The organism is Paenibacillus sp. CR_12, assembly GCF_041953985.1.
Lineage (GTDB): Bacteria > Bacillota > Bacilli > Paenibacillales > Paenibacillaceae > Paenibacillus_AQ > Paenibacillus_AQ lautus_A.
Window position 1 is genome coordinate 239,682 of sequence record NZ_JAVFHO010000002.1, and the last position, 12,446, is coordinate 252,127.

Consider the following 12,446-nt stretch of genomic DNA (forward strand, 5'->3'; position numbering starts at 1 on the left):
TATCACGAGCAATAAAGTTAATTGATGTTCACTCCTCCCTTTTCTTGGTGAACGTGTAGGAGCGGCCGGCTTCCCCCGTAAAGGAAACAGGGTCAAGTCCAGGTGCTTGTAAACGGCATGGACCGGAAAGTGCGCAGGACACGACCACTTCAGTAACCTGTCCCTTCGTCCAGGTGAAATTCAAGGTGAAGCCGCCACGTGCCCGCAGCCCTCTGACTTCCCCATCGCTCCAGCTGTTAGGCAAAGCGGGCAGCAAACGGATCAAATCAGCGTGGCTTTGCAGCAGCATCTCGGCAATGCCCGCCGTGCCGCCGAAATTACCATCGATTTGAAACGGCGGATGGTTGTCGAAAAGGTTAGGCAGCGTAGAGTGGTGAAGCATCGCTCTTACGTTTTCGTAAGCTTTGTCGGCATCCAACAGTCGTGCCCAGAAGTTGATGATCCACGCCCGGCTCCAGCCGGTGTGTCCGCCGCCGTTAGCCAACCTTCGTTCCAAAGTCGTTCGAGCGGCTGCGGCGAGCTCCGGTGTGGAATCCACGTTAATGCCTTCGCCCGGATAAAGCGCAAACAGATGGGAGATGTGGCGATGTCCCGGTTCCACTTCCTCGTAATCCTCCATCCACTCCTGAATTTGCCCATGTTTGCCGATCTGCGGTTTGGGCAGCCGCTTCAAGGCGGCAGCGAGATCCTCGCGGAACGCCTCATCCTTCTCGATGATTTCTCCGCTGCGGATGCAAGCCTCAAACAGCGCTTCGATAATCTGAAAATCCATCGTGGCCCCGGCGCAGAGAACACCTGTTTCGCCATTGGGCAGCATGTAGCTGTTCTCGGGGGAGACGGACGGACATGTCACCAGACCACCTTCGTTGTCCTCGATTAAATAATCGAGCAGGAACAACGCCGCCTCCTTCATCGTCTCGTATGCCCGCGCCAGAAAATATCGATCCTGACCGAATCGGTAATGCTCCCACAGATGCAGGCACAGCCAGGCGGCGCCCATCGGCCAGAAGGAAGCAGGAAGGTACGTATCCTGCGGGGCCGTGTCCGCCCAAATATCCGTATTGTGATGCGCGGTGAAGCCCCGGCAGCCGTACATGACGCCGGCCGTGACCCGCCCGGGCTCACGCATCCTTTCGATCATATCGAACAACGGCTCGTGGCATTCGGCCAAATTACAGTTTTCCGCATGCCAATAATTCATCTGCGCATTGATATTGATCGTGAATTTGCTGTCCCACGGCGGGGTAAAGCTGTCGTTCCAGATGCCTTGAAGATTCGCGGGCAAAGAGCCCGGCCGGCTGGAGGCAATGAGCAGGTAGCGCCCGTATTGAAAATAGGTCGTGATCAGGCCGTGATCTTCCTCGCCGTGTTGGAACCGCTTCAACCGTTCGTCGGTCGGGAGCGCGGCTTTGTCCGGATTCTCGGGCAGCTTCAGTTCGACCCGTCCGTACAGCTCGCGGTAATCGGCGACATGCCGGGCTAACAGCTCGGCATACGGAACTCGACTCAACTCCTCCAGCCGCCGTTTGCCGTCAAGCTCCGGGTGGGGATGCCGGAACGTCGTTCCGGCGGCAAGCAGCAATGTGACCGAGCTTGCGCCGTCCACCAGCAAATACTCGCCAAGCGTGCGGCAGACGCCGCCTTCCGGGACCGCCTTCAAGACGGCGCTGAAGGAGCTGCCTCCTTCGCCGCCGCAATCCCCGCGCATGACCAGCCCGCTCGCCTCCCATTTGTCCGTCTTCTCCACGTACCTCCAGTTCCGGCGGTTGAACCGGGCTTTAAACGTGACCGCCTCCTGCTTGTCGGCGGTGATGCGGATGACGATCGCCTGATCCGGATAACTTGCAAACAACTCTCGCGTATACCTGATCCCGCCGATCCGATAGCTGACCCGGGATACACCGCGCTCCAAATCAAGCTCCCGCATGTAATCCTCGGCAACCTGGCCATGCTGACCGAACGACAGCAGCAGATCGCCGAGCGGCACATAGTGCCGCTGCGCTTCGGGCAGCCCCGCCATCGTCATCGCCGCCAGCTCCTCCGCTTCCTGCAGCCTGCCTTCCATAATCAGCTTGCGGATCTCGGGCAAATGGGGCAGCGCATCTTCGTTGTTGCGGTCGCGCGGGCCCCCGTACCATACCGAATCCTCGTTAAGCTGCAGCTTCTCCTCGGCCGTGCCGCCGAAGATCATCGCGCCCAGCCGGCCGTTTCCGATCGGCAGCGCCTCATTCCATTCGGCCGCCGGTTTCCTATACCACAAGCGATGCTTCAGTTCCATGCCATTCAAACTTGTCATGCTTCTCCTCCAATCCGCTATCGCTATTTGAACTAGTTCAGCTCCATCACATGACGAAAGGCAAATCGCCAAGGCAAAGCACCGGAAAATCGGGCGTAATCCATCCATTTAATCGTTAGAGTCGATTTTCCAATAATGCTGATGGGCTTCAATGCGCATCCAAGCCACCTTCATTCCAATTTATTGTAACGATCCGATATAAGAATAAAAATTGCCTAATCCCGCATATTTGTACCTTATTTTGATATCACGGCCCCATATAAATGATCACTTATAACGAAAAAGCCCGCAGCGCGAGCTTTCCGTCCTTCCATCGCAATGCTGACCTCAAAAGCGCCGCGGGCACGCAAGCCTTGCCTCGAACAGCATTGATTTCGACTCGTCTGAAGTGCCGTACACATTTGGCCATTCGCTTCGACAGTCCGCTCCCTGAGCGAAGACTCCTGCCTCCAAGAAGCCGGGCTTATCGGGCCACGGTTTATTTCGATATTGTCGATGAATCGTAAGCAGCCTGCATGATTTCAATATAACGCGGCATGTTCAGACCCTCCAGCCCTTTTACATAATCATCCCAATCCTTATCCAGGCTCTTGGCACCGGTGATGAACAGCAGGGCGTTCTGGTCAATATAGTCCTTGATGTTCGTCTGCATCATGCTGGCTTCGTCGGCAACCAGCGGGTCTACCCATAGCGCCCAGTGCGGGAAGATATCTTGCGGCTCCTTGCCTTCCATCAATAGCGTTGCCTCGTACAGGCGGCGTTCGTAACCGTCATCGGCGTAAATATCCGTGCCCTGAACCTCGGCATCGCGGTATGCCCGGTGATGGTTATATTGGGTTAATGCTCCCCAATTGTCATTGCGGGGCTGCTCCCCGGGTTCAAGCGGGATCGCTTTATAGAGCGGCTCCACTTTATCGTTCAGCGCGATTTCTCCATCCTGCGGCTTGCGCCAGCTTTTGCCTTCTTCACCGAGGTAGGAAAGCATCGCGCCTTCTTGCGTGTAGAAATAGTCCAGCATTTGAATGGCGGCGATTTGGGCCTCTTTGCTCGCTTTATTCGTCAGGACGAAGGATGCGCCCGGATCAATCGGATAGTTGAATGTTGCATAATCGGCATGCGGTCCTCGCAAAGGCGGAAGCGGGTTATAGTCCTTGCTGTACGGCGCGTCTTCTCCCGTCGTCAGGAACAAGGCGGGATGCATGCCGGCTCCGGCGCCCAACAGCTGTGCGTCCGCGTTATCCCCGATTTTTTTGTACGCGCCTGCATTTTGCGTAAAGGCTCCCGGGTCAATGAGCCCCCCATCATAAAGCGATTTGATGTAGGCCAGCGCTTCCCGCCATTCCGGTTTGTTCGCGGCGGTGTCTACCTGGCCCTCCATCATGATGAGATACGTTCTGTCGTCGTTGTATATAAAGCCGTTCATAAGGTACGGGATTACGTGAACGCCGAAATTTTCGACGGATCCGCTGAGCGGCACTTCGTCCGCCTTGCCGTTGCCGTTCGGATCCTGTGTCTTGAAGGCCTCGAGAACCGCTTTGAATTCTTCCGGCGTCGTCGGCTGCGCAAGCCCCAGCTGATCAAGCCACTTCGTATTGATCCACATTTTATTCGGGTAGGAGCAGTGGAAGCATTCGTTTAAGCCGGTCAATCCGTAAATGTTGCCATCCGGCGCGGTGTTCATCGCTTTATAATATTCGTTGTTCTCCAGCACTTCCTTAATGTGCGGAGCATGCTCATCGATCAGTTCGTTCAGCGGGATGATCACCCCCTGCTGTCCGAACTTCAATAAGTCCGTCTGCGAGAAACGGTCTACCCATGGAATAAGCATATACAAATCCGGATAGTCGCCGGACGCGAGCGAGATTTGCCGTTTTTCGGCCGCGCCGTCAAACGGAACGGTTGTCCAATTGAATTGGATGCCGAATTGCTCTTCCATTTTTTTCGTAAACTTGTTGGTTTTCAGATCCATATCCGATCCTTGATGGGCAAAAACGTTGATCGTTACCTTCTCGCCGGAGTCCGGCATGCCGCCTTCCTTCCCTGCGCTTCCCGGGTTGTCATTTCCGCCGGAGCATCCGGCAAGCACGAAACTAAGCATCAGTATGAGAACAAGCAGACGAGTTGCTGTTTTCCTCAAATCAATCTCCCCCTCATGAATTGGTAATGCAACATAACGGGCTCTGCCCACGATCAGCCCTTCACGGAGCCAATCAGCATGCCTTGCACGAAATAGCGCTGCACGAACGGATAGATCACCAGCACCGGGAGGCTTGCCACCACAATAAGCGAGTATTTCATGAGCTCGGCCATTTGCTGCTGCTTCACCATCTCCCCGGCGTCCATATTGCCCGTTCCGCTTCCCAGGATGAGAATGCTGCGGAGAATGAGCTGAAGCGGATAGAGCGATTGCGATTTCAAGTAGATCAAGGCATCGAAATAGGCGTTCCACTGCCCCACCGCGTACATAAGCGAGAGCACGGCGATAATCGGTTTGGCAAGCGGAAGAACGACGCTGAAAATGTAGCGGATGTCGCTGCACCCGTCGATGTCTGCCGCCTCGGAAAGCTCATCCGGGATCGAGGTCTGGAAGAAGGTTCTGGCGATAATGACCTGCCATACCCAAACGGCATTCGGAATGAGCAGCGCCCAGCGGGTATCGATCATGCCCATCGATTTGACGACCAGATAGGTCGGGATCAACCCGCCGGAGAACAGCATGGTGAAAGTAATGAAAACCATAAGCGGCGTGCGGCCGAAGAATGACTTTTTCGACAGCGGGTAAGCGACCATGATGGTCAGGGATACGCTGATGAACGTACCGGCAACGGTATAAAACAGCGAATTGGCATAGCCTGTCAGCACCTGGCCGTTTCGGAACACCGCCTCGTACCCTGCCAGCGATACGTCGACCGGCCACAGCCACACCTTGCCTGCAGATACGGCGCTTGGACTGCTCAGGGACGAGCTTACGATGTAAATAAGCGGATACAGGACGGCAATTAAAACCAAGATCAGCAAGATGTATGTGACGCTCAGAAAAATACGGTCCCCCAGCGACTCCTTGATCCTCACGCTCCGTCGGCTTCCGGAATGGGCCCGCAATGCGTTCATGTCACTCACTCCTTTTTGTGAAATTTACCAGAGGCTGGTATTGGATGCCCGCTTGGCAATGGCGTTGACGACTAGGAGCAGCACCAGATTGATCAAGGAATTGAACAATCCTACCGCCGTGGCGAAGCTGTAGTTTGCGTTCAGCAATCCGATTTTGTACACATACGTGGAAATGATCTCGGACGAGGACAAGTTCAGCGGATTCTGCAATAAGTACATTTTCTCGAAGCCGAGTGCCATGATGTTGCCTACACTGAGAATCAGAATGATGACCGCGGCCGGCAGAATGCCGGGAAGATCGACGTTCAGGATTTTCTGGAACCGATTGGCGCCATCCACCTTGGCCGCTTCATATAATGACGGGTCCACTCCCGCCAGAGCAGCAAGATAAATCACCGCGGAATAGCCCATGGTTTGCCATACGTCGGACAGCACGTAGATCGTACGGAACATGCCAGGCTCTCCAAGATAATTGACCGCTTCAAAGCCAAGCGCGCCAGCAATGGTATTCACGATCCCAAGACGCGGGGACAGGAACAGCATGATGATGGACACCATGACTACCGTGGAGATGAAATATGGCGCATAGGTGACCATCTGCACGGTTTTTTTGAACCTTGCGCTCTTCACCTCGTTCAAGGCCAACGCCAGCAGAATCGGGATCGGAAACCCGACGATCAATTGATAGAACGAAATGTACAGCGTATTTTTGATCAGTGTCACGAACGCAGGGTTGCGAAAAAACATCTCGAAATACTGTGTGCCGACCCATGGACTCCCCCAAATCCCTTTCATTACGTTATAATTCTTGAATGCTAGCACGGCGTTTGCCATAGGCAAGTACTTGAAGATGATGAAGTACAAGACCGGCGGAATGACCAGCAGATACAGCTGCCAATGTCTTCTGAAGCTTCGATAGGCGGCTCTTCCGATTTCCGAGCGCTTGCCGCTCGGGGCTCTGACCGTTTTGGACTTGGAAAATAGAGTACTCAGTTCCATCCCTCCTTCCGATGAGTAGCTGCCAATGAAGCCAGAACTTATTTGGCAGCGCTTTCTTGTGCGTAATCATAAAATTGCACGCTCGGCTTCGTAAAGGCACACTTTCTCCCTTGCCGTACAATTTCGGAAACGGATGCTTTCCAAGCCTTGATTTTACTAGGTTTTTCATTAGGCGGATTCGATTAAAAAACGTCCGCCAAGACGTTCGATCCCCTTCGATTAAGCAGACGGCTGACTTCCCTTTTACGCAAAAGATTGGCGAGATCGCCGTCTCCTTAATCGGCCATTTGCCGGAATGTGCTCGGCGACACGCCGCGAACCCGCTTGAAGGCCCTCCGAAATGAATGGGCGCTGTTATACCCCACCTGCGCGGCGATCTCGTCAATCGTCAATAGGTTCTCCTGCAGCAGCTCGGCCGCCTTGCCGATCCTCACCAGCTCAACGTAGTCCGAAGGATTCGTTCCCGTATGTTCCTTGAACATTTGGGAGATATACTTTTCGGGCTTGCCAATATGCTCCGCGATACGATAAAGCGTCAACTCTGCGTCGGAGTAACGCTCGTGGATATAGCGGCTGATCTCACCCACAGTCTCGGCATGCATGTCGCATTTTTTCTTCCGGACGTCCATGCAGATATCATGAATGAGCTTCCCGAATCTGTCCCTGAGCTGATCGACCCCGTCCGTCGTCGAAACGGCAGCGATCTGTTCCTTGATATGGTCGGTCAACGGCTCGTCGTGGAATATTTTTTGTTCGGCCAGCTTCAAAAAGGTTCCCTTGAGCTCCGTCACAAACTGCTGCGACATATCGTACGACAGCTCCCTTTCTTCAAAGTTCCGGCTGAGCAGCTGGTCAAGAAGGCGGCTTGTTTCCTCCAGTTCACCCGCCTTAAGCGTATTGAGCATACGCTGTTCGGATTCAATCGGATAATAGTACAGCTCCGTTGCTTTCATCGCATCCTCGAACCGGGTGATGCCGACTGCCCCAGTATGGACGGCATATTCCAACGCTTGCTGCGCTTCGTTGAAAGAGTCAGCTACGCCGTTCCACGCGTCGAACACCGAACCCAGCCCGATCGTGATCGACAATCGATGCTGCCGATATACGGTATCGACCAGTTCGAGCAGACCGGCTTCCAGGCGACGATGTAAATCGTCCAGCGGCTCTCCGGCAAGCGCATGCACGAAAGCGATCTGGTCCGAACCCCAGTCCGTAACCAGCACATCGGGTTCCAGCCGACTCAAGGCCTGCCGGACGATCAACCGTGCGACGCTGAGTTCCTGGATGATTTCCTCACTGTCAGCGCTGCCATATCCGGCAACTTTTAGAATGCCTGCACGTCCATGCTCGCCGCGGAGGCGGACTCCGGTTTGACCGGAGACCGCCTCGATCTCGCGCAGCGTATAGAAGTCGCCTGTCAGCAGCCGCTTGATAAACGCATCCCTAAGCAGCGGGAGCTGATCGTTCAGTGAAGACTCCAGCAATTTATTGTTTGCGATCAGCGCCGCGATATTGCCGGCCAGGAAATCATACTCGTTACCGATCTTCTCCCGAGAAATGGGGTTTTGCTCGCGAAACACGGACAGGAGCGAATGGAGCTTAACACTGTGCCGGTACGCGAGCACAAGTCCGATCAGCAAACCGATGACCAGCGCAGCCAGCGTAAACGTCGTCGTGACCCGCTGGATTTTGTCGGCCTTCGTCAACAGCACCTGCTCGGGTATTCCGGCCATATAGGTCCACCCGTTCAGGTCGGACCGGATGGAAATCAACAGTCTGCCGTCGCCCGTGGGGCTGATTTCGCCGTTTTCGTCTCCCGGAGCTTCGGTGAAGCGCTTGGCTTCCTCTTCGCCGATGCCGCGGGACAGGATCAAGCTGCCTTCCCGGTCCGCAACCACCGCCCAGCCGCCGTATTGGTCCACGATGTTTTGCAGCAGGCTGCCCATATGATCTTCATCGATCATAACGCCGATCATCGCCTGTGGATTGTTGAAGCTGTTAAGCGGTATCGACTGCAGAAACGTGACTGCCGGCTTTTCGACAAACACCGTATCGCGGATTTCCCGCCTATATTTCTTAAGGGGAATCAACTCATTTAGATGAGGTTTCTTTATTACGGCCTCTTCCCATTCCTCGAACGTCATTCCTTCAAGCCGATTCGCCTCGTAATAATGCTCAGGCCGGTAATAGACGGTGCTCGGCGTAATAATGGCGTTATAATTGCGTATGTAGATGAAGAAATTGGACAGGTAATCGTTCGTGCTGCTGTACATGGACAGACTGCGCTGCATCCTCCCCAAGCCGTAAACGTTGTTGCTGTCGAGCGGCTTGGGATCGGCGATCAGACGATATAAATCCTGATTGATCGCAAGCTGCTTCGTGAAAGCTTCCACCTCCACCAGATGCCGCTCGATGATCTCTTTTCCCAGATTCAATGAACTCAGACTGTTTTCGATCGAGCTTGATTTTGCTACTTCAATCGAAGCCCTGTACGATGCATAACCTGCGATTTGGGGGATTAACAGCACAATCAGGTAGGAAATCAGAAATCTGCGGAACACCGGGGAGAACTTGGACCATAAACGCTGCATATGTACCCTCCTCTATAGAAAGCGTTTTCATTTATGAAGCAATTCGATGATACACTTGACTGTTCGCAAGAAAAAGGTACAATTCCTTCCTCGGAGTACAATTGCAAACGATATGGCAATAGGTTAGAGCGAAAGGACGCAAATTCCTTTACGAGGCAATATGATCAATCGGAGTTAATATAAACATTAAGCAGGAACCACTGCGAGCTGAGTGTCGGCACTTCGCGGATTTCCTTACTGATTACCAGCCCAGAACAAAGAGCTGCCCTTCCAAGTCACCCTTGTGACTTGAAGACAGCCCTTAACATACGCTTTGTTAACAGTACCGTAGACGATGTGTTACCGGAGTTCACCTACAAAAGTCGTAACGCTTTGCGCGGGAAGATGAGCCCAGAAATTGTTCCCTGTTACATTGAGAGACGTTCCGGGTTGAAGATTGCTGCTGCTGCTCGTGATCCACCTTGATACCTGCGAAACGGATCCATTCTGAAGGACAAAGTTCTGATTGACCCCGGAGTTGTTCCGGTTTATGGCAACGATAACGATTTTGTTGTCGCCTTTATAGGCGGATACGTAAACGTTCGTTTCAGGATTTTTCGTGGCATCCACCCTGACATAGCCGGGACGGACAAACTTGGAGAAATGAGCCATATTGTAGCCGCGTTTGCTGATCGTGCCATCCTCTTTCATCGGACCGTAGGATCTGCGGATATACCACCATACGTAAGCTTGAAAATCTCCCTCTACCATCGCATTGTGGATATGGTAAGACACATCCAAGGCTTCAGGCCAGCGATCCGCCGAGTTGTTGTCGCTGTTCGGGTAATACACCTCGGTCATCCAGAGGTCTTTTCCCGCTCCTTTTTGTTTGAATAATGGATACGCAAAATTGCTAACTTGGGTACCGTACAGATGAGCGCCAAGAATATCCATATTGGCAAGCGCCTGGGGATCATTTAGAATCGGGTCCGACATATTTTTCAGATATTGGAACGATTCCGGTGCGATCACTCTGCTGTTGATCGATCCGGCATTTTCTTTCATAAAGCGAAGCATTTCCTGCGGCGTCCACCACGTCCAGTCATGCGCATAATCGGGCTCGTTCTGGACGGAAATCGCGTAGAGATTCACGCCATTGTTTCCCATGTAGGTTACGAAATCGTTAAGATGCTGGGCATACGCGGCATACTTGTCGTAACGAAGTCGCTTTGCCGACGTATCGCCGTTGCGGTTGAAGGTCTCGACCATGTCGGCGGGCGGATTCCATGGCGAAGCGAATACGATAGCTCCAAGGGCAATCGCTCGTTTGGCCGTATCCAGTTCACGGTACCACTGATTTCGGTCTTCGTGCACGTAGATTCTTAATATCGAGAATCCTAACTGGTTGTTTCCGTTTCCGAATGCGGTTTCTCTCTGTGCTGCCGTCAAATCTCCGATCCATGCCGGGTGGTTGATGCCCCCGAAACCGCGAATCACTTGTTTCTCAGACGATACATTCACAACGGCGTCGCTGGCTGCGGCAACATCGCCAGGTGCCGGCAAAAGGGACAACGCAAGGACAAGGGCCAAACATGCACTTATGGCTTTCTTATAACGTGAAATCAAGAAACGATTCATGAGACTGCTCCTCCCATAATTTTTATTGGATTCGTGACAGGATGCACTCGGGTTAAATTCATATCTGGCCTTTCAATTCCACTCCATCCCTTCCTCAGCTAGCAATCGCTTTATCGCTTTGGAAGCCTCGACGAATAGTTGGGGATTCGTGAATCCCTCGAACCTTCCAGCGGCCCGCAGATGCGGCTCCAAAGACAGAAAGCCGGAATACCGCCTGCGGCTAAGCTCTTGAAGGAGCAGACGTAGCTCGCCGTCTCCATCGCCTGCGGGCACGACAATCCCCTTCCCCATCATGGCGTCTTTGACATGGATATACGCCGTATAGTCGCCGACCAATGGGTAGGCCTCACCTACGGGTTTCACGCCGCACTGCACGAAATTCGCCGGATCGAATGCCGCCCGCAAATGGGGGGACGAAACTGATTGAAGCAACTCCAAGCATCGCTCGCCGGTGTCTCCGTAAATATGGCTTTCGTTTTCATGAAGCAGTACAATGCCTTCCTGCTCTGCCAACTGAGCGAGCCGAAGCATGCGCCGTATTACCTCTGGCCGATACTTCTCGTGGTCTCCGTCGGGAATGTAAAAGGAAAACACGCGGACATAAGGCGCCTGGAAATACTTAGCCAAACGAACGGCATGCTTGGCATGTTCGAGATGAGGTTCAAAGTCGTCGGTGATTTGGATTTTCCCGATCGGCGATCCGATTGAGGAGACTCCGACTCCCCGCTGCGATAATCGTTCTTTTATGCCAGACAACTCTTCTTCCGTCAACTGCAGCACGTTTTTCCCCCATACGCCTCGAAGCTCAAGATAACGGATGCTTTCGGATTCAAGGACATCCAGCTGTTCCTCCAAATCCGGGGAGATCTCATCCGCAAACCCGGTTAACGTGATCATTCGACCATTCCCTTTCTTAGCTGAAAATTTCGATAATCGCAAGCGGCGATTCCATAGTAAAATTACAATCCAATCACAGGTTGTAAAAGTTCATTAAGACGTTACAATTTTTTTAAAAGGAGGCGATTTTCGCATGGAGCTTGAATATCACCCTCATCTCGTACCGAATATCTTTCTGTTCGTAGACCGTAAATGTTATCCGGATTGGAAAATTCAGAAGTCCCGAATCGGATTTCATGATTTGACGTTCGTTGTTGAGGGCCGGGCAAACTACTACATTAACGGCAAAAAATTTGCAGTCGAAGCAGGCGACCTGGTATACGTTCCCGGAGGAAGCGTACGAGAAGCCCATACATGTAAGGAATCGCCCATGCATGCGTATCCGTTCAATTTTTTCTGGGCCGATCCGCATAATTATATCCGGCTTCCGTTTGGCGTGGTCACAAAGAAATTGATCACCAAGGAGATTCTTGCCTACATCCGGGAGTTCAACCACGTGTGGATGAATAAACAACCGTTTTATATGATTCATGCACGTGCATTGTTCGAACTCATTCTCCACCGGCTGCTTCACGCCATGCATCGCCAAACGATCCTGCATATGGATCCGCGGATCAAGAAACTGACCGCATTCATCGAAGAACACTATGCCGAGGACTTGTCAATAAACGATTTTGCCGAGCAGTTCAATCTTCACCCCGTTTATTTAGGAAAACTATTCAAAATAAACACCGGTTCGACCTACAAGGAATACCTGCAGCGCGTTCGCGTAAATAATGCTGAAATCATGCTGGCGACCGGCAATTGTACTGTAACGGAAGCCGCGGAATGCTGCGGTTTTTATGACCTTTCCTATTTCAGCAAAGTGTTCAAGGAATCGAAAGGCTATCCTCCCTCTGCCATTAAGAGGCATTAATCGAAATCACTTTCCAACA

8 protein-coding genes are annotated in these 12,446 nt (G+C 52.7%); 1 reads left to right on the plus strand and 7 read right to left on the minus strand.

Going from position 1 to position 12,446, the window contains the following annotated elements; all coding sequences use genetic code 11:
* Window positions 1-28: 28 nt before the first annotated feature.
* The 7 genes from RB297_RS04825 to RB297_RS04855 all read right to left on the minus strand — a co-directional run bounded on the left by RB297_RS04825 (window position 29) and on the right by RB297_RS04855 (window position 11,511).
* Complete coding sequence (locus tag RB297_RS04825) at window positions 29-2,296, minus strand: glycoside hydrolase family 95 protein (protein ID WP_375119901.1); 2,268 nt, start codon at window positions 2,294-2,296, stop codon at window positions 29-31.
* A gap of 478 nt (window positions 2,297-2,774) precedes the next feature.
* On the minus strand, window positions 2,775-4,433 hold the full coding sequence (locus RB297_RS04830) for an ABC transporter substrate-binding protein (protein ID WP_375119902.1): 1,659 nt from the start codon (window positions 4,431-4,433) through the stop codon (window positions 2,775-2,777).
* Window positions 4,434-4,486: 53 nt separating this feature from the next.
* Complete coding sequence (locus RB297_RS04835; protein ID WP_015735508.1) at window positions 4,487-5,407, minus strand: carbohydrate ABC transporter permease; 921 nt, start codon at window positions 5,405-5,407, stop codon at window positions 4,487-4,489.
* Window positions 5,408-5,431: 24 nt separating this feature from the next.
* Window positions 5,432-6,406 (minus strand): ABC transporter permease, encoded by a 975-nt coding sequence (locus tag RB297_RS04840; protein WP_176502406.1) that lies wholly within the window; start codon window positions 6,404-6,406, stop codon window positions 5,432-5,434.
* Between the two features lie 275 nt (window positions 6,407-6,681).
* Complete coding sequence (locus RB297_RS04845; RefSeq protein ID WP_375119903.1) at window positions 6,682-8,997, minus strand: helix-turn-helix domain-containing protein; 2,316 nt, start codon at window positions 8,995-8,997, stop codon at window positions 6,682-6,684.
* Window positions 8,998-9,336: 339 nt separating this feature from the next.
* Entirely contained in the window at window positions 9,337-10,602 is a 1,266-nt protein-coding gene (gene xynC / locus RB297_RS04850; protein ID WP_375120564.1) for a glucuronoarabinoxylan endo-1,4-beta-xylanase XynC, read from the minus strand.
* 84 nt (window positions 10,603-10,686) lie between these two features.
* Window positions 10,687-11,511, minus strand: coding sequence for a sugar phosphate isomerase/epimerase family protein (locus RB297_RS04855; protein ID WP_375119904.1), 825 nt, complete (start codon window positions 11,509-11,511; stop codon window positions 10,687-10,689).
* 133 nt (window positions 11,512-11,644) lie between these two features.
* On the opposite strand from RB297_RS04855, the gene RB297_RS04860 reads away from it, so the two are divergent.
* Window positions 11,645-12,427: a helix-turn-helix domain-containing protein gene (locus RB297_RS04860; RefSeq protein WP_096773837.1), complete on the plus strand. Its 783-nt coding sequence runs from the start codon at window positions 11,645-11,647 to the stop codon at window positions 12,425-12,427.
* Window positions 12,428-12,446: the final 19 nt, after the last annotated feature.